The 23,883-nt window shown below is 30.4% G+C and carries 19 protein-coding genes and 2 pseudogenes; 19 read left to right on the top strand and 2 right to left on the bottom strand.

Going from position 1 to position 23,883, the window contains the following annotated elements; all coding sequences use genetic code 11:
• Positions 1–7 precede the first annotated feature (7 nt).
• The 11 genes and pseudogenes from B2W91_RS09860 (at position 8) to B2W91_RS09810 (ending at position 8,752) form a co-directional block, all read left to right on the top strand.
• On the top strand, positions 8–835 hold the full coding sequence (locus B2W91_RS09860; RefSeq protein ID WP_291580412.1) for a phosphoenolpyruvate hydrolase family protein: 828 nt from the start codon (positions 8–10) through the stop codon (positions 833–835).
• A 589-nt stretch (positions 836–1,424) separates the two neighbouring features.
• On the top strand, positions 1,425–1,886 hold the full coding sequence (locus tag B2W91_RS09855) for a hypothetical protein (protein WP_291580410.1): 462 nt from the start codon (positions 1,425–1,427) through the stop codon (positions 1,884–1,886).
• Positions 1,887–1,917: 31 nt separating this feature from the next.
• Positions 1,918–2,310, top strand: a complete 393-nt coding sequence (locus B2W91_RS09850) for an ATP synthase subunit I (RefSeq protein WP_291580408.1) — start codon at positions 1,918–1,920, stop codon at positions 2,308–2,310.
• A 76-nt stretch (positions 2,311–2,386) separates the two neighbouring features.
• Positions 2,387–3,079: a F0F1 ATP synthase subunit A gene (gene atpB / locus B2W91_RS09845; protein WP_291580406.1), complete on the top strand. Its 693-nt coding sequence runs from the start codon at positions 2,387–2,389 to the stop codon at positions 3,077–3,079.
• 42 nt (positions 3,080–3,121) lie between these two features.
• Positions 3,122–3,418, top strand: coding sequence for an ATP synthase Fo subunit C (locus B2W91_RS09840; RefSeq protein ID WP_414633115.1), 297 nt, complete (start codon positions 3,122–3,124; stop codon positions 3,416–3,418).
• 3 nt (positions 3,419–3,421) lie between these two features.
• Positions 3,422–3,934, top strand: coding sequence for a F0F1 ATP synthase subunit B (gene atpF, locus B2W91_RS09835; protein WP_291580404.1), 513 nt, complete (start codon positions 3,422–3,424; stop codon positions 3,932–3,934).
• Positions 3,922–4,408: pseudogene (gene atpH, locus B2W91_RS21030) on the top strand (ATP synthase F1 subunit delta). Before atpF ends, atpH begins: the two are co-directional and overlap by 13 nt.
• A 23-nt stretch (positions 4,409–4,431) precedes the next feature.
• On the top strand, positions 4,432–6,039 hold the full coding sequence (gene atpA, locus B2W91_RS09825; protein WP_291580400.1) for a F0F1 ATP synthase subunit alpha: 1,608 nt from the start codon (positions 4,432–4,434) through the stop codon (positions 6,037–6,039).
• Positions 6,040–6,066: 27 nt separating this feature from the next.
• Positions 6,067–6,921, top strand: a complete 855-nt coding sequence (gene atpG, locus B2W91_RS09820) for an ATP synthase F1 subunit gamma (protein WP_291580398.1) — start codon at positions 6,067–6,069, stop codon at positions 6,919–6,921.
• Between the two features lie 21 nt (positions 6,922–6,942).
• Positions 6,943–8,343 carry a F0F1 ATP synthase subunit beta gene (gene atpD / locus B2W91_RS09815; RefSeq protein WP_291580396.1) on the top strand — a complete coding sequence of 467 codons (1,401 nt, stop codon included), beginning with the start codon at positions 6,943–6,945 and terminating at the stop codon, positions 8,341–8,343.
• A 10-nt stretch (positions 8,344–8,353) separates the two neighbouring features.
• Positions 8,354–8,752 (top strand): F0F1 ATP synthase subunit epsilon, encoded by a 399-nt coding sequence (locus tag B2W91_RS09810; protein ID WP_291580394.1) that lies wholly within the window; start codon positions 8,354–8,356, stop codon positions 8,750–8,752.
• A 54-nt stretch (positions 8,753–8,806) separates the two neighbouring features.
• On the opposite strand, the pseudogene B2W91_RS21120 reads toward B2W91_RS09810, so the two are convergent.
• Both B2W91_RS21120 and B2W91_RS09800 read right to left on the bottom strand, forming a co-directional pair.
• Positions 8,807–9,084, bottom strand: a pseudogene (locus tag B2W91_RS21120) (transposase); the annotation flags it as partial.
• Positions 9,085–9,257: 173 nt separating this feature from the next.
• Positions 9,258–11,330, bottom strand: coding sequence for a methyl-accepting chemotaxis protein (locus tag B2W91_RS09800; RefSeq protein WP_291580392.1), 2,073 nt, complete (start codon positions 11,328–11,330; stop codon positions 9,258–9,260).
• A 767-nt stretch (positions 11,331–12,097) separates the two neighbouring features.
• On the opposite strand from B2W91_RS09800, the gene B2W91_RS09795 reads away from it, so the two are divergent.
• From B2W91_RS09795 to B2W91_RS09760, 8 genes are all read left to right on the top strand, one after another.
• The gene (locus B2W91_RS09795) at positions 12,098–12,454 is read left to right on the top strand and encodes an arsenate reductase family protein (protein WP_291580390.1); all 357 of its coding nucleotides are present in this window, start codon (positions 12,098–12,100) and stop codon (positions 12,452–12,454) included.
• 203 nt (positions 12,455–12,657) lie between these two features.
• Positions 12,658–13,362, top strand: coding sequence for a response regulator transcription factor (locus B2W91_RS09790; protein ID WP_291580389.1), 705 nt, complete (start codon positions 12,658–12,660; stop codon positions 13,360–13,362).
• A complete protein-coding gene (locus B2W91_RS09785; RefSeq protein ID WP_291580387.1) occupies positions 13,359–14,801 on the top strand; it encodes a sensor histidine kinase in 1,443 nt (480 codons plus the stop codon). The genes B2W91_RS09790 and B2W91_RS09785 overlap by 4 nt, the downstream gene beginning before the upstream one ends.
• Complete coding sequence (locus tag B2W91_RS09780) at positions 14,801–15,910, top strand: LolA family protein (protein WP_291580386.1); 1,110 nt, start codon at positions 14,801–14,803, stop codon at positions 15,908–15,910. Before B2W91_RS09785 ends, B2W91_RS09780 begins: the two co-directional genes overlap by 1 nt.
• Positions 15,911–16,452: 542 nt before the next feature.
• Positions 16,453–22,002 (top strand): SpaA isopeptide-forming pilin-related protein, encoded by a 5,550-nt coding sequence (locus B2W91_RS09775; protein WP_291580385.1) that lies wholly within the window; start codon positions 16,453–16,455, stop codon positions 22,000–22,002.
• Between the two features lie 259 nt (positions 22,003–22,261).
• Positions 22,262–23,026: a MerR family transcriptional regulator gene (locus B2W91_RS09770; RefSeq protein WP_291580384.1), complete on the top strand. Its 765-nt coding sequence runs from the start codon at positions 22,262–22,264 to the stop codon at positions 23,024–23,026.
• A 219-nt stretch (positions 23,027–23,245) separates the two neighbouring features.
• Entirely contained in the window at positions 23,246–23,512 is a 267-nt protein-coding gene (locus B2W91_RS09765) for a hypothetical protein (RefSeq protein ID WP_291580383.1), read from the top strand.
• 150 nt (positions 23,513–23,662) lie between these two features.
• On the top strand, positions 23,663–23,830 hold the full coding sequence (locus B2W91_RS09760; RefSeq protein ID WP_291580382.1) for a DUF3787 domain-containing protein: 168 nt from the start codon (positions 23,663–23,665) through the stop codon (positions 23,828–23,830).
• Positions 23,831–23,883: the final 53 nt, after the last annotated feature.

Here is a 23,883-nt window from a genome sequence, read left to right as displayed (position 1 = left end):
ATTTTAAATGTCAAAATCACGTAGTGAAATTCTAAATAAATTAAAAGATGAAATTAAATCAGGAAAAGTAATTTTAGGAGCAGGTGCTGGAGCAGGCATTTCTGCTAAAAGTGCTGAAGCTGGTGGAGTTGATTTAATTATAATATACAACTCCGGAAAATATAGAATGGCAGGAAGAGGATCTCTTGCTGGGTTATTATCCTATGGTGATGCTAACCAAATCGTAGTTGAAATGGGAAGTGAAGTGCTACCTGTTGTTAAAGATACTCCTGTATTAGCAGGGGTTTGTGGAACAGATCCATTTAGAGTAATGGAACCATTTCTAAAACAACTTAAAGAACAGGGCTTTGCAGGAGTACAAAACTTCCCAACCGTTGGGCTTATTGATGGGGTTTTTAGACAAAACCTTGAGGAAACAGGAATGGGATATGGTTTAGAAGTAGAAATGATTAGAAAAGCTCATGAATTAGATTTAGTAACTTCACCATATGTATTTGATAAAGAACAAGCTATTGAAATGGCAAAGGCAGGAGCAGATATATTAGTAGCTCATATGGGGTTAACTACAAAAGGAACTATTGGTGCTAAAACAGCGCTTACATTAGATGATTGTGTTGTAAAAGTACAAGAGATATGTGATGCTGGTAAGTCAGTAAATCCAGATATTATAATTTTATGTCATGGTGGCCCAATAGCAGAGCCAGAGGATGCTCAATATATAATATCAAAAACTCATGGTGTTGAAGGTTTCTTTGGAGCATCAAGTATAGAAAGATTTGCTACTGAGGTTGGTATAAAAAATCAAACTGAAGCATTTAAAAATATTAAGAAATAAATACAGAAAAAGCGATAGGACATTAAACCTTTCGCTTTTTTTGTATTTAATATTAATTAACTACTTAAATTTTAGATTCATTAATTAACTGTCATTAAATTTATCATATAAATTTTACCATAATTAGCCCCTCAATTGATAATTTATACTAAGAATTTCTTATGATGTTTTGTTCTTTTAGCAGCTATGACGAAAATTAATTTTTATACTTTAGATAATTTGTGAAATATTTATCTAGTTTTAAGAAATCTTATAATTATACCACCAAATGCAATTATAGTTAAATTTAAGAGTGATGATTATTTATAAATATTGTATTATATAATAAAATTTAACGAAGAATTAAAGAAAAACTGCTTGTAAATAAAAAAATATCACCAATATTTGCTTGATAATAGCATAAAGTTGCATTATATGCTATCATTATTTATAATAATACAAAAAATAATTTAAAATCTAAGTGATATATTTCTAAAATTATAACAGAACTAGTTAAAAAATTAATAATTAATTTTAAAGAATAAATTAAATTTATATTAATTACTTAATTTATGTTATAATAAATTATCATGAAAAGGAGGGAGAGATTTTGAGAAAAGCAAAGATATATTTAGTAATAATTAATATAATTCTTTTAATAACAATAAAAACCTTAAATTTAGACTTATTTGAAATTAAACACAAAATTTCTTCCTTGAATATTAAAAATATAATCGATTTATATAGAGAAAATTCCTACCTACCATCTAAGAGTAAAGTTATTCCATATAAACTTAACAATTTAAAAATTAATTTATTAAAGCTTAAAAGAAATGATATTCCATATAGACATAAAAATATAGAATTTATTATCAAGGAAGAAAATCATTATATAGAAAATTGTGAATTATTATACAATCATTTAACATTTTTTCAGAATAATTTAAATAGATACAATATTACCCACCTATTTAGTCCACTTATTTTACTTTTAGATCATAGGAATAAAATTAGAAATCTATTAAAAAATAAATTTAACGGGAGTAATTATAAAGAAATGTATCTAATTTAAACTATAAAAGTAAGCGGGAGGTATTAATCCAATGATTACAGAACAAAATTATCAACTGTGGATAATAAAAAGAACATTATCGATTGCCTTAATACTATCCATGTTAATTTTTATTATAGTTTCAAATCCAAAGGAATATATATATGGCTTACTTTTTAGTACATGCATTACGGTTTTAAACTTTAGACTTATGTGCATTAGCATAGAAAGGTCTTTATATATGGCACAGAAAAAAATAAAATTTTTTACATTAGGAAATTATGCCATGAGAACCTTCATTTATGGTGTTGTCATATTTATTTCGTATATAGCAGATTATTTAAATTTTTATACTGCTATACTGGGTTTATTTTCTGTAAAGATAACTATAATTTTTAGTGTCTTTTATAAGAAGGGTTTGTTTAAAATTATAAAAAAACAATAAAGTTTATATAATTAAATATTTTGAGCGGTAGTGTCAAAATGATATAGATTCACCGTAATATTAGGAGGTGAATAGCGTGAATGTGAACATAAATTTCCTATTGTTCGGCAAGGAAATATGTTTAAATGGTAGTGCTATAAATTCTTGGATAATAGTGATACTGTTATCTATATTTTCAATTATTGTTGGTAGAAAGATAAAAAATACAAAGATTGATGAGAAGCCAAGTTCCATAGTTACTATTGCAGAGTTTTTTGTAGAGACCGTTGAATCACTAGTAAAAAATACTATGGGTGAAAATAGAGTGGGTTTTGCCCCTTATATAGGGACAATAAGTTTATTTTTAGTATTCGCTAATTTGCTTGGCCTTTTAGGCTTAGAGGCTCCCACAGCTGATTACAGTATAGTTTTGGCCTTGGCAATGATTACTTTTATGTTGATACATTTAAACAGTATAAATAGCAATGGCATAAAGGATTATTTAAAAAGTTTTATGGAGCCTACGCCAATAATGTTACCCATTAATTTAATAAGTGAAATGGTAATACCAATTGCATTATCTTTTAGATTATTTGGAAACATGATAAGCGGTACTATAATAATATCTCTAGTTTTTAGTGCATTAAATAGTATATCCATGATTACTATACCTTTTATAGCACCGTTTTTAAACATATATTTTGATGTTTTTGTAGGCATTGTTCAGACATTTATATTTGTAATGCTTACTATGGTGTTTATAAGCAATAAAGTTAAAAGAACTAAGTAAATATTAAAATGAAGAATTGATTATTTAAGGAGGAATATAGATATGCAAGGAATTTCAAGTGAAGCATTTGTATTAGGTTGCTCAGCGATAGGAGCAGGTATAGCTGTATTGGCAGCTTTTGGACCAGGATTAGGACAAGGATATGCGGCAGGTAAAGCAGCGGNNAGCGGTTGCAGAAACAAGTGGAATTTATGGGTTAATCGTAGCTATTATTTTGTTAATTGTACGTCCTTTATTACAAGCATTATAAAATATAAGGCGAAGTATAATGTATTTTATCAATGCTCGTGTATGGGTATGTTACTTTATTCATACTTATGCACAGAAAGGAGTGCTTAATTTATGAATTTTCAAATAAATATTATGCCAGACTGGCCTATTTTCATATCTCAGTTGATTTCAACGGCGGTTCTATTTCTTGTAGTTAGGCATTTTTTATTTAAACCAGTTTCCGATATGGTTAATGCTAGAAAAAACAAAATTGAAAATGATATCCTTGAGGCTGAAGTTCAAGCTAAGGAAGCTAATGTTTTAAAAAATCAATATGAGCAAAAAATAGAGGAATCGAAAAACGAATCAAGAACAATTATAGCTTTAGCTAAACAAAGAGAAGATAAAATAAAGCAGGAAGTTCTTGAAGAGGCAAAGATTGAAGTTGATGGTATGTTTATAAAAGCTAAAGAAAGTATTGACAGGGAGAAAGAAAAAACTATGGCAGGTTTGAAACATGACATAGTGGAGATGGCCATGTTAGTAGCCTCAGCAGCCATTGATAAAAATTTAGACGAAGATACTCACCAAGAAATGATAAACAAGTTTATCGATGAGGTAGGTGAAGTGGAATGGACAGAGTAACTTATAAAAAATATCATGAAGTTTTAAATGAGTTAATGTTTGATGAAGATAAACTTGATGGATTTAGAGATGAGCTTAAAGTTATATCAGATGAGATAAAAAAAGAACCGCAATTTCAAATTATACTTGAACATCCAGAGCTTTCAAAAGAGGATAAAAAAGATATGTTAACTTCTGTTTTTAAGGAGAATGTGTCTNNACTATTTTAATAGAATTGGTAAGGATTTTGATGATAAGGTAAATGATAAATATGGAGTTATTGAAGCTGTGGTTTATACTGTACTCCTCATAAATGATGATAGTATGAAAAAACTTAAAGAAATTTTAACCAAAAAGCTTCGAAAAAGAGTTATTCTCTCCAATAAAGTTGATAAGTCTATAGTTGGTGGAGTTGTTCTTAAAGTAGGAGATAAACTCATTGACGTAAGTGTTAAAGGAAGACTAGAGGATATTCATAGGTCTATAAACAATTAAATTATGATAGGAGAATAAACTTAATGAATTCTAGAAAAGATGAAATTAGCTCCATCATAAAGGAGCAAATTGAGAAGTATGAAAAGAAACTAAACTTAACTGAAGTAGACTATGATCTTAAATCTTGTGAAATAAATGCATTAAAAATAAATTCAATAATAAAAGAACAAATTAAAAAATATGAAAAACAACTTAATGTGTTAGATATAGGTACTGTTGTTCAAATTGGAGACGGCATTGCAAGAATTCATGGATTAGAAAAATGTATGGCTTCAGAATTATTAGAATTTCCCAATCAAGTATATGGTATGGTTCTCAATCTTGAAGAAGATAATGTAGGTTGTGTACTATTAGGACCTAGCGAAAATATAAGAGAAGGAGATATAGTAAAAAGAACGGGAAGAATTGTAGAAGTCCCAGTAGGAGATGCATTGGTAGGACGAGTAGTTAATGCTCTTGGCGAGCCAATAGATGGTAAAGGAACTATTAATACGGACAAGTTTAGACCTATTGAAGCGGAGGCGTCTGGAGTTATTGAAAGAAAATCTGTAACTGTACCTTTGCAAACAGGAATAAAGGCTATCGATTCTATAATTCCTATTGGTAGAGGCCAAAGAGAGCTTATTATAGGTGACAGACAAACTGGGAAAACTGCATTGGCAATAGATACAATTATAAATCAAAAAGATCAGGATGTTATATGTATTTATGTGGTCATTGGACAAAAGAGATCTACGGTAGCTCAATTGATAGATACTTTGGAAAAGAATGGAGCTATGGAATATACAATTATAGTATCTGCTACAGCAAGTGAGGTAGATGCAATGCAATATATAGCCCCTTATTCAGGAGTGTCTATAGCAGAAGAATTCATGTACAATGGGAAGGACGTGTTGATTGTATATGATGATTTATCAAAACATGCAGTTGCCTATCGTACCATGTCTCTTCTTTTGAGAAGACCACCAGGACGTGAAGCATATCCAGGGGACGTATTTTATTTGCATTCCAGGTTACTTGAAAGGGCGGCAAGGCTTAATGATGAAAATGGTGGAGGATCTATAACGGCATTGCCAATAGTAGAAACTCTTGCAGGAGATATCTCAGCCTATATTCCAACAAATATAATATCTATAACAGATGGCCAAATATTTTTAGAGCAGGAATTGTTTTCCTCAGGACAAAGACCAGCAGTGAATTCTGGATTGTCAGTATCAAGAGTAGGTGGTGCTGCTCAAACTAAGGCTATGAAAGGGGTATCTAGTGGACTCAAGCTTGAACTTGCGCAATATAGGGAACTTCTATCCTTTGCACAGTTTGGATCGGAGCTTGATAAGGAAACCCAAAAAACATTGTCATATGGTGAGAGGATAATGGAAATATTAAAGCAGCCTCAGTATTGTCCTATGTCAATGGAAAGACAAGTAATGATTCTATATGTGGTATGTAATAAATACATTAATCATATTCCTATAGAAAAAATTAAGGTTTTTGAAAAGGAATTTTTAGAATTTATGAAAAATAATTATTCACATCTAGAGAAAGAAATAGCTAGTGCTAAAAGGCTTAGTGAAGAAATAGAGTCTGAGCTTATAAAAGCTATAGAGGAATTTTTGGGGCTCTTCAAATGAAAGTGATGTAAGAAGAGAGGTGGAAGTATGGCTCAAGGGATGAAAGAAATTAAAAGAATGATAAAAAGTGTGAATAGCACAAAAGAAATAACCAGAGCAATGGAGCTTGTTTCATCATCTAAACTTAGACAGGCTAGAGAGCGCTTAGAGAGATTAGAGTCATATCAAAAAATCGTGCTTAAAAGTATTAATGGACTTCTTCCATCTGTAGCTAAGCTAGCTGATTCCGAGGATGGAAAAAGAGAAGCAAAATGCAAGCTATTTATTGTAATAACTTCTGATAAAGGTCTGGCAGGTGGATATAATAATAATGTGTTAAAGCTTACTGAAAATATTATTGAAGATAAGGAGCATGCATTAGTTATACCTATAGGCCAAAAAGGTATAGACTATTTTACTAGAAATAACTATAAAATAGTAGAAAGTTTTGACCTTATATCAGAGAATCCACAATTCACAGATGCAGTTACTATAGGCAATCTTGCTATAGATTTATATAAAAAGCACCAAGCATACGAGATAAATTTGGTATATACTACTTTTAAAAATGTATTATCTCAAATACCTACTTTAGTAAGACTATTCCCAGTAGAGACTGTGGAATCTGAAAATGCTAATAAAAATATTCAGATAGAATGCGAACCATCGCCAGAAGCGGTGCTAGATTATTTGATTTCTAAATTTATTCATATTTCTATATATGGTGCTTTGGTTGAATCTTCTGTTAGCGAACAAGGAGCAAGAAGGGTATCTATGGAGTCAGCAACTAACAATGCTGAAGAAATGATAGCTGATCTTGAATTAAAATATAATCGAGCTCGACAAGCCTCAATAACTAGAGAAATAACAGAAATTGTAGGTGGTGCAGAAGCTCTTAAATAAATAAGCAGAGGAGGAGATCGGATGTTAGAAAAGAACACGGGCAAAGTAGTTCAGGTTATTGGACCTGTGTTAGATATAAGATTTAATAAGGATAATGTGCCTAAGCTTTTAAATATTATTGAAATAAAAGATGATAATAATAAAGTATTAGCAGAAGTGGCTCAGCATATAGGTGAAGATACAGTGAGATGCATTGCCATGTCTTCAACTGATGGGCTTATAAGAGGTATGGAAGCAATAGATACAAAGGCGCCAATCAAAGTTCCAGTGGGTGATGTAACTTTAGGAAGACTTTTTAATGTACTTGGAGAAACCATCGATAAGAGTGGTGAATTAATTGCTGATGAATATATGCCTATCCATAGAGGGGCACCGCTGCTTGAAGAACAACAAACAGCTACTGAAATATTTGAAACTGGAATAAAGGTTATCGATTTAATGACCCCTTATGCGAAAGGTGGTAAAATTGGTCTTTTCGGTGGAGCGGGAGTTGGAAAGACAGTTTTGATTCAAGAACTTATTAACAACATTGCAAAAGAGCATGGAGGGTTATCTGTATTTACTGGTGTTGGAGAAAGAACCAGAGAAGGTAATGATCTTTATCATGAGATGAAAGATTCAGGAGTTATAGATAAAACTGCCTTGGTATTTGGTCAGATGAATGAACCACCAGGAGCAAGAATGAGAGTTGCACTAACAGGACTTACTATGGCAGAATATTTTAGAGATAAGAAAGGGCAAGATGTTCTACTATTTATAGATAATATCTTTAGATTTACTCAGGCTGGATCTGAGGTATCAGCACTTCTGGGACGTATTCCAAGCGCTGTTGGTTATCAACCTACTTTGGCAACAGAAATGGGACAGTTACAGGAAAGAATTGCATCTACAAAAACAGGTTCCATTACTTCTGTTCAAGCAGTTTATGTACCAGCAGATGACTTAACAGATCCAGCTCCAGCAACAACATTTTCTCATTTAGATGCAACTACTGTTCTCTCACGTACGATTTCAGGACTAGGAATATATCCAGCAGTAGATCCTTTAGATTCGACATCTAGAATTTTAGATCCTCTAATTGTTGGAGAAGAACACTATAATGTAGCTCGTGAAGTGCAAAGAATTCTTCAAAGGTACAAGGAGCTACAGTATGTTATGGCAGTATTAGGGATGGATGAGTTATCAGAATCGGACAAATCAACCATAGCTCGAGCTAGGAGAATTCAACGGTTCCTATCCCAACCATTTAGCGTAGCAGAGCAATTTACAGGAATACCTGGAGAATATGTACCTTTAAAGGAAACAATAAGAGGATTTAAGGAGATACTTGAAGGAAAGCATGATGATCTTCCAGAAGCAGCATTTTTATTTGTAGGTACCATAGACCAAGCTATAGAAAAAGCTAAAAAAATAAAAAATTAGGAGGATTTAAATGTCTTTATTTTCACTAAAAGTAATAACTTCTAATGGGATTTTTTTTGACGAAGATGTAAATATGGTTATATTAAGATGTGTAGATGGAGATCTTGGAATATTAAAAGGTCATGCTCCATTAATATCTCTTATAGGTATCGGAAAACTAAGGATTAAGCAGAATGGAAAGTTTAAAGAAGCAGCTATTGCTGGCGGGTATGTGGAAGTAAATAAAGAAAATGTATTAATAGTTTGCGATGCTGTTGAATGGCCGAATGAGATAGATATAGAGAGAGCTAAAAAAGCAAAAGAAAGAGCTGAAGAGCGATTAAGAAATCCTGAGGGAATTGATATCGAAAGGGCAAAAGTAGCTTTGAAAAAGGCTAAAAATCGAATTAATATAGCAGGGATTCAATAAAATTAAGACCACCCTTAATAAGGGTGGTCTTAATTTTTATATTTGCCGCAAGCTTTAAGGAAGTCTTCCTTCATACATTATGGATAGTTCTCCATAAACTTTACCCAATTTCTAAGTGGTAAACTCCACTTTTTTGTAGCTTCAAAAGTTGCTAAGTACAATGCTTTAAGCAAATAAGTGTCACCTGGAAATACACTTCGCTGACGATTAAATCTACAATAAATACTATTAAGGCTTTCAATAGCATTAGTTGTGTATATAAACTTGCGTACATCAGCAGGAAACTTAAATATAGAGTTTATAACATTTCAATTAACTGACCAGCTTTTCATTAGTTACGCTCCAGTTCATCTTTTTATATATTATACATTAGCATTATAATGCATGTAAGTCATAGGTAATTCAACCTAATAATTTAATTATTTTATAAAATTATTGTACTTATTATAATGATTGATGTTCCTATTTTCGGATAAACTGGAGCTTTTTTTATTTCGATAGTACTTTATATTTTAAATTTATTTATTTCTTCATTCATCACTTTAGTCATTTCGCTTAATCTCTCCGCAGTTACAGATACATCTTTTGAACGATTATGCATTTCCTCTGATGATGCACCTATCTCTTCTGAAGATGCACTTATTTCTTCTGAAATAGCTGAACTTTCTTCCATCTTAGATAAAACATTATCTTTTTCTTCATTTATAGAATATGCTGAATTATTAACATTTTGTATTTTAGGAACAACATTTTCAATTGCGTCTATTATGTCTTTAAATACATGTATTGTTTCTTTTACTATTTCAGATTGGCTATCTAATTCTCCTTTCATCTTTCCAGTGCTGTCTATAATATCTTTTTTATCTTTAGCTATATTTTCTACCAGTTTATTTATACTTTCAGAAGAATCTCTACTTGTTTCTGCTAACTTTCTTATTTCATCTGCTACCACAGCAAATCCTTTTCCTGATTCTCCTGCTCTTGCTGCTTCAATTGCTGCATTTAGTGCTAAGAGATTAGTTTGATCTGAAACACTATTTATTAAATCTGTCATCTCACTTATTCGGTCTATGTTATAATCAAGTTTAGATATTAAATCTAAAGAATCTTTAAAAAATTCTCCTACATTTTTCACTGATACCATCATGTTTTCCATCTTTTTATTGCTATCATTAGCCATAAAATTTATGTTGACGGAATTTTCATTTATTGAGGATAACTCATTTACAACTACATCAAGACTTTCTCCAAAACTTGATAAAATCGAAGTTGCTTTTACAAGTTCTCCTGCTTGGTTTGAAATTCCTATAGCCACTTCCTGTATGGCATTTGATACCTCATTTGAGGATCCAGTCATTTCTTCTGAAGCTGATAATAACTTTTCTCCCTCTTGTGAAACCACTTCAGAACTTTCTTTTACCTTTGATAGCATAGATTTTATAGAACCCTGCATCTTATCTAATGATTTTATAATATCTCCAATTTCATCTTTCAATTTAAAATATTTTTCTTCTATTGGAATTGTAAAATTTCCTCTTCCCATTTCTTTTATATATTCAGCTGCATATTTAATAGGGCTTGATATTTTGTTTGCTATAAGTATGCATACGAATGCTGCAATTATAGCAAATATAATAGTAGAAATTAAGATCATAATCCCTATGCTATTTGCAGATTTTACAAGTTCTGCTTTTTCTACAAAGGATATATAGTACCATCCTAATTTTTCATTGGATGATTTTTTTACATTTATTAAGTATTCCTTACCATCATCCATTTTTGTAGTAAAATTATTATTAGTATATGTTGACAGGTCATCCAGCTTTTCCACATTAAGTTCTTTTATACTTTTAGAAACAAGACTTTCATCCTCGCCATTAGCTACTATTGTACCCTCTTTATCTGTTACAATAAGATAGCCATCTTGGCCTATTCGTATATTCTTACTCATTTCAGATAATTTTTTTAAATTTATGTCCAGAGCTATGACCCCTTTGAATTTTGAATTTGTATCCTTAATTGGGCTTATAGCCGACATTACCATAGAACCAGATGATGTTTTATATACATCTGTAAATGAAATCTCATCCTTATTTTTTTTACCTTCATTGTACCAATCTCTAGTTCTAGGGTCATATCCTTTTTTTCTTGATATCGCTGGATACTGCATATATCCGCCATTATCCTCTGAAGATATAGAAACAGTTTCTACTCCATCATGAGTTTTTGTAAAATTTTCAAATTTTTTATAGGCAGAAGCTTCAAAACTTCCATTTTTAAGAGGAGTCATAGGTATTTCATCAGATTCATACTTTTTATTAACATACGAAGTTATCTGATTCTCTAAATTATTTAGTTCTTTAGAAAACATATTTATATTTTCTTCAAAAGACATAATATAATTATTAAAGCTAATATCCACCTGAGTTATTTGCTTTTCTATAGATTGGATATAATCCTCTTTGGTTTGACTTTGCACTTTGTTGTAGATTATAGAACCTAGTAAACCTAAAAACACTAAAATTAAAGACAGAAAAGAAATTATAAGCTTGTTTTTTATACTAAAAATTTTTTTCATATGTTCATACCCCACATATAATAAATTTAGGTTGATAAAGGTAACCTATAACCCTTTATTACCTGTATATTTATACAGGTGATTTCTGTATAATAACTATATTAGATAGAGTGATGTCGAACCCTCCATGAGGGATGGATATCGTTATTGAAAGACTGAAGCCTCTGTCTGATAAGCAGTTTATGAATAAGTTGGATGCCGGGTCAACTTGAGTACCTCGAATATACAATAAGGCAGTAACGTTTATCAGTACAGTGGAATCTATATAAAAAATATTTTAATTGTAGGTGATGTTTATGTTTTATCTAGGTATTGATATTGCAAAAGCACTCATGTTGCTTCTCTTATGGATGAAAAGCTAAGATTATATTCAAAGCACATTCGTTCTATAATACTTCTGAAGGTGCTCAGACTCTTTCAAAAAAATTGCACCATATTCATCTGAACTTGAAATTGGATCGGAAGCTACTGGTCATTACTGGCTATCTATTTATTCCTTTCTCTTTACATATTTCGTATATTTACCCTTAAAGGTATTATCGGACGTAAATTTTAAAAATATAGTCTATAGATGAGCATTTTCTTCAAAAAAATAATAGGCCAGTATGTTAGTTTATTTCCTATCATACTGCGTTGTCAGAAGCCGCCAATAGCTCCACTATGAATAGAACTTGACGCTTTGTCTGATATGAAATAATTATTATTTTCCAGATGCCTAACTATCTGATATTATAAGAATATAGAAACATTTAATGGAGGTATTTATTATGAGAATATTATTTGTGCAGTACCCAAAATGTACTACTTGTATTAAAGCTAAAAAGTGGTTAGTTGAAAATAATGTGGATTTTGAAGATAGACATATAGTTGAAAATAATCCTACAAAAGAAGAATTAAAGGCATGGTTACATAAAAGTGGCTTGCCTATAAATAAATTTTTCAATAGTAGTGGAAAGTTATATAAAGAGATGAATCTTAAAGATAAAGTCAAAACTTCTAGTGAAGAAGATCTTTTAGATATATTATCTTCCAATGGAATGATTGTAAAAAGACCAATAGTTGTAGGAGAAGATTTTGTTTTAGTAGGATTTAAAGAAGAACAGTGGGCAGAGAAACTTAAATAATTAGAAAATTATTAGAGCATTGGAGAAATCTAATGCTCTAATTTATTTATTAACTTTTAATATATAAAAAGTTTTATGGAAAAATTTCACTTTATTATTGTAAAGTAAATTCCATTAAAAATATAATTTATAAGGGAATTATAAAGTTTTATAAATTTTATCTGAATATAGTTTATAATTGGAAACGTAGGAGGGACCTTTCTATGAAAGAAAAGATATTAATTGTTGAAGATGATGAGGAAATAGCTTTATGTATAAAAGAGTATGTTGAAAATAATGGTTATAGAACTCTTTGGGCATCTACAGGAAAAGAGGGATATGAGGAATTTAAAAGAGGTAAATTTCAACTACTAATAATAGATATTATGATGCCTGAAATGGATGGACTAACTCTTTGTAAGAATATAAGGCTTACCAGCGATATACCTATAATTATTCTTAGTGCGAAAAGTGAAGATTATGATAAAGTGAAGGGATTAAATTTAGGAGCTGATGATTATGTAACCAAGCCTTTTAGTTTGATTGAACTTCAAGCAAGAATAGAATCTAATTTAAGAAGATATAAGAGATACAATGGCATAAATGAAGATAATAATCTTTTAAAATACAAAAATGGACTTAGTATAAATAAAGAAGATAAATACGTGGAAATTGAAGGTATTAATGTACATTTAACTTCTAAAGAACTTGAATTATTTATTTTAATGGCACAAAATCCAAAGAGATCTTTTAGCAAAAAGGAACTTTATGAAATCATATGGGGAGAAGAAGGGATAGATGGAAATAATACTGTAACTGTCCATGTAAAGCAAATTAGAGATAAATTAAAGGATAATCTTAAAAAGCCAAAGTTTATTGAGACTGTATGGGGAACTGGGTATAGATTTGTAGGAGAAAAATTAATATGAGAATAAAAAAGTGGCTTACCCTATCATATATAACGGTGATGCTTATCCCTATATTAACTGGTATGATGCTTTTTCACTGGATGAAAAGTTACAATAAACAGACAGAAATAGATGATTATATCAATAATATAAAAAAGTTTGAAAAATACGATAAGTTATTAAGCAATAAAGAATTTTATACTTATCCTCTTAATGAAGTAGATTTCATTGATGAAGAGGATAGAAATAGTACTAAGATAGTTATATATGATAAAAATGGAATTAGATTATATTCGTCTATTAATGAGAGTGTATTATATTCAACTTCTAAAGAACAGCTTTATTCAAACCTCTATGAAATAAAACATGGATTTAGAGCAGATACCTTGAAAAAGCCTGTTTTTGATAGAGGAAATATAATTGGATTCTATGAAGTAACAATATTAAGAACCAAGATAATTCAAGGGGTGAATAGTGGTACTATTGTAGTGATTAGTATAGTTAGTATTGTCTTTATAGCAGTTTTAATATGGATGATTAAATTAATGAACAGGAAGTTTAATAAACCACTTCTTTTGCTAATAGAGTCCATAAAGGATTTTGCAAAAGGAGAAGAAACTTGTATAAATTATAAATCAAAGGATGAAATTGGGGAACTTATAAATCATTTTAATGATATGAAGAAGAAAATTAAAGAAAAGGATTATGAAATAGAAAGAGAGCAAAAATCAAAGGAATATATGATAGCAGCAATTTCCCATGATTTAAAAACACCATTAACATCAATAAGAGCTTATACCGAATTAATCACTTCTCAGGCGGAAGAAACCAGCAAAAGATATGCTCTTAGCATATTGAGTAAATGCGACTATATGAGTAATATGTTAGAAGATTTATTGATGTATACAATACTTTCTTCAAATTATATTATGGATTTTGTTAATGTAGATGGAGAAGAGTTTTTTCAGATGCTTCTTTCAGGTTATGAGGAAGTTTGTGAAAAAAGTAATATAAATTATAAAACGGAGATAAAGGTTAAAGGAAATTATAAGGTTGATGTTAAGCAGATGGTAAGAGTAGTTGATAATTTAATGAGTAATGCTATTAAATATACAGCCGAAGGAAAATCAATCCATATGGGAGCTTTTTCAGAAGAGTTTTCACTTTCAGATTGGATATGTGAAGAAGAAGAAAATAAACTTAGTGAATTTAGAAAAAATACTGTAGTTATATTAATTAAAAATCAGGGAGAAGAAATACCAAAAGAAGATATAGATAGAATTTTAGAACCTTTTTATAAGGTTGATAATTCAAGAAATAAAAAGGTTGGAACTGGTCTTGGATTGAGCATAGTAAATTTAATTATTAATAAGCATAATGGAGAAATATTGATTTCATCAAGTAAAGAAAAAGGTACATTAATAGCTTGTTTTATAGCAAGGGAAAGAGGAGAATTATAATGAGGAAAAAAAGACTTATTTTTATAACTATGAGTGTATTATTAAGCGTAACTGCAATTTCAGGTTGTGGAACAAAAAATAGCATTTTACCAGAAACAATAGTATCTTATGCAATGGAGTCAGAAAACAATTTTAAATCCTATTATGGAGAATCAAAAATTCGAGTATATGACAAGGACAATAAAATTGTAGAAGAAAATATTATGAAAGAATGGCAAGATATTTCTAAAGATAAAATAAGAGTTAGAATTGAGTCATATTCTAGTAATAATGAAATTGAAAGCATATCTACAAATGATGGAAATATTGTAATGTTATATAATATTAAAGAGAAAAAAGCATCAACTATGAAAAGTTTAGATGATTCAGATATGCCTATAAGATCTCAGAGAGAACAAACTAAAATATTTTTAGAAAATATAAAGAAAAGTCACAATATAAGTACTGTTGGGGAAGAAAAGATAAATGGCATGGATACTTATCATATAAAGGCAGTACCTAAAGAAAAAAATAGTATATTTGCAGATCAGGATATATGGATAGAAAAGAAAAACTGGTTTGTAGTTAAGAGTATATCCCATGATGCAGATTCAAAAGTTGAGATTGAATATACAAAGATTGACTTTTCAACTAAATTTGAGGATGAAATATTTACACAAAAAGTTCCAGAAGATGTGAAAGTAGAAAGTATTGATAGTGCTGGGCCAAAGATCAAAACTATCACATTAAAAGAAGTAAAAGGGTTTCTAGGAAAGCAATTTTTATATTTTCCTGAATCATCATCTTATAAAATTAGAGATATTAAACTTTTACAGTATGAAAGTCAATGGGCAGATGATGAAATAACTATTGATTATGAAAAAGATGGTAAACCTTATTTTAATATGACTGTTAGAAAAAATAATAAAAATTATTCAAATGATGAAGAAATTGCTGTTAACGATGAAATTATTATAAGAGGTAAAAAAGGATTCATATTTAACGCTGGCATATCTATTATTGGTTGGTCAGAAGGAGATGTGATGTATAATATAATTCCTTCTGAAGAAATTGAAGATGTAAAAGCCTTTATAAAAGAATTAGATAAAATGGAAAATTTCAATATCTAGTCAACCATCGATAGGAAATGCAGCGAAGCATGGTATATGTAAAAAGGAAGATGAAACTATATATCTATCTGTTAAAAGGAGAAAAGAACTAATTTATATTGTAGTAAGGGATAGAGAAGTGGGAACATCAGCTTACAAAGTTGAAAGTTTAAAAAATGATGAAGAAGCTCATAAATTGATAATGTAAGCATATTCTCATGTGAGACAAAAGATTAGATTGGTTAGCTATTACAATAATTTAAATAAATTATTAAAAGAGGAGCTTGATATAGAGCCAAAGGAGTAAACTAAGAAACTTTGTAAAACTTTATAAATGAATTTATAGCGGAGAATTAAAATTCTCTGCTTTTTTTGTCTGTGATAAATTTGTGAAGGTCAAATATTGACATAAAAATAATGAGTTAAAATCTGGGAATATGAAGCTTTTCTTCATATTAGGATGATTTAATTCATATTAATTAATGTTAATGTCTTAATTACTTTTAGAGAGGTTTGGGTTATTAAGGTATCAATGCATGATCTAATTTACAAGGAGGAGGAAGATGAAACAGAAAAAAATTTCTATAATTGCAATGGTGATCATCTTGTTTTTTCAGCTTTCAATTATTGCACCTGCAATTGAGATCAAAGCAGTAGAAATTGCAAACCCATTTCAATTTATTACAGGCATAAGCCTCACAGATGCAAAAGGAGAACCTATTGACAGCCAGTCTAATCCAATTAGTAGAAATGCAGAGATTAAATTGAATTATACTTTTACAATCCCAGATGGAGTATCAGTAAAACAAGATGACACTTATACCATGCAGATACCAAAGGAAATACAGATATTAGATGAAATGTCTTTTTCACTTAATGCTGAAAATGGCGAATCTATAGGAACATGCACTATAGGTACTGATGGAAAAGTTAATATTGTTTTTAATGATTGCCCAGAAGAACACCCAGATATTTCAGGAGATTTTTATGTGCAAGCTCGTTTTAATGAGGAGCAAATAGGAGATAAAAATCCTGTACCAATTACTTTTCATCTTGGAGGATCTAACGATTCTGCTACTATAGAGGTGAATTTTGAGCAACCTGTAAATCCAGATATTCCTGTTGATAAAGAAGGAATTGATAATCCACCTATTACACCTGGAACTAACACTAATGAAGAAGAACCTACAAAGGTATTTCAGTTTATTACTGGTATAAGTCTTACAGATGAAAAGGGAGATCCCATTGATAAAGATTGTAAGCCAATTAACAAAAATTCAGTAGTTAGATTAAATTATGCTTTTGCAATACCAAATGAAGTACAGGTAAAAAAAGGTGACATCTATACCATGGAGATACCAAAGGAAATAGAGATATTATATGAAATGTCTTTTTCTCTTAATGATGAAGATGGTGAATCCCTTGGTACATGTACTATAGGCACTGATAAAAAAGTTACTATTGTTTTTACCGATTACGCAGAGCGTCATTCAAATGTATCAGGATATTTTTATGTAGAAACTCATTTTGATGAGAAAGAAATAGGAGATGGAAATCCTGTAACAATTACTTTTGACCTTGGAGGAACTGGTGATCCTGTTACTATAGAGGTGAATTTTGAACAACCTCAAACTCCAGAAGCTTCTATTTATAAAGAAGGATACTATGATGCATCTAAAAATGAAATCACATGGAAAGTAATAATTAATCCAGAAAATGTAAAGATCAATAATGCACAGATTATTGATGATATACAAGAAGGTCAAGAATTTGTAGCAAATTCTGTTAAAGTTAACGGTAGGGATGCATATGGTGCAAATTATAGCTATGATACAGGAAACAGCAAATTAGTATACAATTTCCCTGATGTTATTAATACTGAGCAGATAATAACATTTAAAACTAAGGTTATAGATCCAAAGGTCTTTGAATCTGAAGGAAACAGAACCTACCAATATAATAAAGCAACTTTGAATCACGATGGAGTTAGTATAGAGTCAAATGAAGCTTCAGTGGAAATCTATACAGATTATATAAGAAAAAATGGAAACTATGATGCAACAACAAAAAAGATAAATTGGATTATTTATGTGAATAATAATGCTCAATACATTCTAAATGCAGTGGTTACAGATGATATACCTGAAGGACTTACATTGACTAAAGGGTCTGTAAAGTTAGACGGAGTTGAAATCACTAATTATACAATGGAAGGTCAAAAATTCACATATAGTTTTCCAACTGCAATTAATGAACCACACCAAATCACATTTTCAACAGATGTAACTGACCCAGGAGCATATAATTCTAACAACTCACAACAATATAGAAATACAGTTACTTTGACAGGGACTGGAGTTCCAAGTAATGCTTCAGATAGTAAAGGAGTAGGCGTTCCAAGTAGTATTATAAGAAAAGAAGGGGTAGGGTATAATGCTGCTACAGGAGAAATTACCTGGAGAATCATTATAAATAGCAATAAGACTGCAATTGATAATGCAATAGTTAAAGATGAGATCAGATTAGGTCAAGAATATGTGGAAGGATCAGCAAAAATTGATAATGGAGCAGATGCAAATGGCTTCAACTATATAAAAGCAGATCAAAATGATAAAGAAAAAGCTGGAACTCTCACATATAAGTTTAATAAACGAATTAATGATACCTATACGATTACTTTTAGAACAAAGGTAACTGATCCTAAAGTATTTGCAGGAAATGCAAATAAGGACTATTACAATGTTGCTATATTGACTGGTGATAATATACCACCTTCAAATCATCAAGGAACTCAAAGAGTTCAAAGTCAAGTAATTAACAAAGCAAGTGCAGATTTTGATTATACAACTAGAGAAATAACTTGGAGAATTGTAGTTAATAAGAACAAAATGATTCTTTCAAATGCTCATGTTATAGATGTCATAAGTGAGGGACAAGAATTTGTTGATGATTCTGTTACGATAAATGGAGATAATGCTAATAACGAAAACTATAGTTATGACAAGAAGACTAATACATTAAGATACAATTTTCCTCCTAAGATTGATTCACAGCAAGTAATTACTTTTAAGACAAAAATTAAAGATCTTTCAGAGTTTGCAACCAATGGTGAAAAGCAGTACCAAAATACTGCAACTTTAATTGATGATTTAGTGCCAGGAGGTGTAGAAAGTACTGGAACTGCCAAGATAAAAAACACCATAATTGGGAAAAATGCAAATTACACATTAGGAAAGTCTTACATTGATTGGGAAGTAACCATCAATTCAAATAAGATTCTAATGAAGGATGTTTCTATAACAGATATACTTCAAGAAGGATTAGAATTAGATACTACTTCAGTAAAACTATATAAACAAATTTTGAAACCAGATGGAACTCTTATAAAAGGTGATGAAGTTGCACTGATTGAAAATAGTGTAAAGTATGATTTTGCAACAAGAGAATTTATCTTTACATTACCTAATTTAACTAGTGAAGCATATCTATTAACTTTCAGAACGGATGTTACAGATAAATCAAAATCACCATTTACAAATTCTGTTTCTCTTTCAGGAACAGGAATAACTCAATCTTCAACTTCATTAGGAGTAGTTGTTTCATTCCAAGGATCCGGTGGTGGTGGTACTGGAACAACTGGAAGTATTAAGGTTATAAAGGTAGATGGCAAAGATTCAACGAAAAAACTTCAAGGTGCAGTTTTTGAATTATTTGATTTATATCAGAATGTCATAAGGACTTCAGCCATAACAGGAGAAAATGGTGAAATTGTATTTGATAAGCTTAAATTTGATATTGACTACTATGTGAGGGAAAAAACTCCTCCAACAGGATATAAGTTAAGTAATGAATTATATAAATTCCAACTTAAAAATAGTAATGATAAAAAGGAAATAACCTATAATTATAAAAATGATAAGATTACTGGCGTAATAGAATTCTACAAGATAGGGGAAGAAAAAAATCCACTTAAAGGTGCAGAATTCAAACTCTATAAGGATACTGATAAAAACTTTGAGAATCCTTTAGATATGGCAACCAGTGATGAAAATGGATGTGTTCAATTTAAAAATATAGAGTATGGAAGCTACAATATAAAGGAAACAAAAGCACCTACTGGTTATAATCTTTCTACTGAGATTATAACTGCAACTATTGATAAAGATGGATCTACAATACAGGGAAATCCATATGAAATTTCTAATAGAAAAATTAGAGGCAGTGTAGAGTTTTATAAAGTAGGAGAATCTGGAGCTCCGCTTAAAGGTGCAGAATTCAAACTCTATAATGATACTGATAAGAATTTTGAAAATCCTTTAGATACGGCAACAAGTGATGAAAATGGATGTGTTCAATTTAAAAATGTAGAGTATGGAAGCTACAATATAAAGGAAACAAAAGCACCTACTGGTTATAATCTTTCTACTGAGATTATAACTGCAATTATTGATAAAGATGGATCTACAATACAGGGAAATCCATATGAAATTTCTAATAGAAAAATTAGAGGAAGTATAGAGTTTTATAAAGTAGGAGAATCAGGAGCTCCACTTAAAGGTGCAGAATTCAAACTTTACAATAGTATGGATAAAAAGTTTGAAAAACCTTTAGATACTGTGGTTAGTGATGAAAAAGGTCATGTCCAATTTAAGAATGTAGAATATGGAGATTACAATATAAAAGAAACAAAAGCACCTTCTGGATATAGTACTTCAACTAAAGTTATTACTGCAACTATTCATGAAGATGGAGTTATAGTTCATGCAGAACCATATAAATTCTCTAATACAAAGATTCCAAACAATCCAGGGAATGTGGATGACCCAAGGATAAAGGATGATACAAAAATTAGAGGAACAATAGAATTTTATAAAGCAGGAGAACATGGAAATATGCTTAAAGGTGCAGAATTTAAGCTTTATAAGGATAGTGATAGAGACTTTAAAAATCCTTTAGATACTGCAACCAGTGATGGAAGCGGACGTGTTCAATTTAGGGGCGTAGAGTATGGTGATTATAAGATAAGAGAGACAAAGGCACCTGCTGGATATAGCATTTCTACTCAAGTTATTACTGCAACTATCAATAAAGATGGAGTTACAGTACATGCATCTCCATATACAGTTTTAAATATAGTGATTAAAGGAAGAATAGAGCTTTATAAGGTTGGAGAAGATGGAAGTATGCTTGAGGGTGCAGAATTTAAGCTTTATAAATATACTGATAGAGAGTTTGAAAATCCTTTAGATACTGCAACTAGTGATGTAAAAGGACGTGTTCAATTTAATAATGTAGACTATGGAAGTTATACAGTAAAGGAAACAAAAGCACCAAAAGGATACAGTATTTCAGATAAGGAAATTTTTGTTGATGTAGCTGAGTATGAAAAAACCTATGAGTTAGGAAATATTAAAAATGACAAAATCAAATCAGTTATTAAGATCAAAAAGCTAGATCAGCAAGGTAGAGCCCTTCAGGGAGCGGAATTTACACTATATGATTCTAAAGGTAAGGCAGTAAATACTTCCCTATCAGGAGCAGATGGAGTTGTACTATTTAAAGATGTTATATATGGAAACTATAAAGTTATAGAGACAAAGGCTCCTAAAGGATATATGGCATCACAGGATAAAATAGAAGTATTTGTTGATAAGAATGGTGCAACTTATGCTTATGAGTTTAAAAATAGTGAAATCAGAGGAACAATTGAAATTAAAAAGACTGATATAAATGGCAATTCATTGCAAGGAGCAGAGTTCACATTATATGACAAGGCAGGAAAAGAGGTAGCTGTAACAGTAGGTGATAAGAACGGAATTGCAATGTTTAGGAATGTCAGCTATGGAGCTTATACCATTAAGGAAACAAAGGCACCTAAGGGATATAACTTAAATGATGAGATTTTAAAGATTTCAATTGATTCTACAAAGATACAGAGACTTGTTGTACAGAATGAACATGAAGCTGTTTTTATAGAAGACACTTCAAATCTTTCTCGAACTGGAGATCTTCCTCAAACTGGAGGCAGAATAAGTAATAGAATTTTAATGTTTATAGGAAGTATATCAATTCTTATGGGAATTGGATTTATATTTAAAAGAAAAGAAAATTAGACTAGCTAATTTTAATAAAGTATGTTTTAAAGTTACATTACTTTACAAATAATCAAAAATAGAATGAACCAAACACTAAATCCTATAGAAACTAATTGTAGTTTAAACAAATAATTAGAAAGGATGTGTTTGGTTCTATTTTATTTATTAGATGTTTTTAAGAGTTTTTTATAATCTATAAAAAATAAAAAGATTCAAAATAATTATTGACATTAACGTTGCGTAAAGGTGTAAAGTAGTGTTGTGAGGAGGTGGAGGTATGGAATATACAGTGCAAAAACTAGGTAGGTTAGCAGGTATTAGTACTAGAACACTTAGGTATTATGATGAAATAGGAATTCTTAAGCCGGCAAGAATCAATTCATCAGGATATAGAATTTATGGTAAAGAAGAAGTTGATAGATTACAACAAATATTGTTTTATAGAGAATTAGGTGTAAGTTTAGACAGTATAAAAAATATAATCACTTCACCTTCCTTTGATGAAATAGCTGCACTTAGAGAACATCGAGAAAAACTCCTAGAAAAAAGAAAACAGTTAGATTTGTTAATAACTAATGTGGATAAAACCATAAGCTTAACAGAAGGGGGGATTAAAATGAGTGATCAGGAAAAATTTGAAGGGTTTAAACAAAAAATGATTGATGATAATGAAAAAAAGTATGGTAAAGAAATTCGAAAAAAATATGGAAATGATGTAATTGATAAATCCAATAAAATGATCAAAGGCATGACTGAGGAACAATATAAACAGTGGGAAGAACTAGGTGAAACTGTGATTGATACACTAAAAGCAGCCTTTAAAGCTGGTGATCCAGCAGGTGAGCTTGCACAAAAAGCAGCAGATTTGCACCGTCAATGGCTAAATTATTCTTGGGATCATTATACTAAAGAAGCACATGCAGGTCTTGCACAAATGTATGTTAATGATGAAAGATTCACAGCATATTACGATAAAGATCAGCCAGGAACAGCAGCGTTTTTACGAGATGCAATTCTTATTTATACAGGTATGAAGGAATAGGGTTTACAATATAAAAGAAAAAGCGATTGGTTAAAGCCAGCCGCTTTTCTTTATGGTAAAAATTGTAAAAAAACTTCATGGCAATGGTTATAATGCTGAAAATCTTGAAAAAGATGTGCTTTTAGCTTCATATAAAAAATGTAGCAGGGTTAGTAATAGAATTAAAAGTAGCTAAAAGGAAATAATAAAAAAGAAAAAACATTTGGGGAGGACAGTTATATGGAAAAACTTAAAGATGCCATTGAGAGAATAAAGATACTTCAATGTCCAACAGGTGATGTAGAAAACAGAGTTACAGGAATACTTGAGGACTATGGAGTGGCAAATAAAAAAGAAATAACCGTAAATAGAAATGAAGAGCTAGATAGTATTGGTGCACAAGCCTATAGTGTACAAATTGGTGGAAATAAGGAATCTGTTGTGGTCTTAGCAAGATCAGGAAAAGATGATTATGTAGCTGAGGTTGTAGATGTTTATATGAATTAATTTATAAAAATATCTAAAGGTAGTGCAGCATAGGCATTCTCGTTTCTTTAATAAATAAGCAATAAGATTTATCAAAGAAAGTAAATAAAAGATTAAAGATACACCAATAATTGGATAAAAATTAAGTTGTTTAGTAGAGGAGGTATCATTGTGGAAAAAGATAAAGTTAAAGATAGTTTTATGGAAGTATCTATTGAAAAACATGAAACAGCTGCTTGGGCTGATATTCATAAAACTAAACCAGTTTCTAGAGTTACTGTACCTAGCGAAAGAAGTGTAAAAAATGCTAAAGAATATGTAGATGGAAATGAGAAATAAATAATTGCTTCAAATTAAAAATTAAGTTATAACGAAGCAATAAAAAAAGTCTA

Source organism: Clostridium sp. UBA6640 (assembly GCF_002455975.1).
GTDB lineage: Bacteria > Bacillota > Clostridia > Clostridiales > Clostridiaceae > Clostridium_J.
Note: the sequence above shows the minus strand (reverse complement) of the source record. Positions and strands in the feature narration are given on the sequence as shown.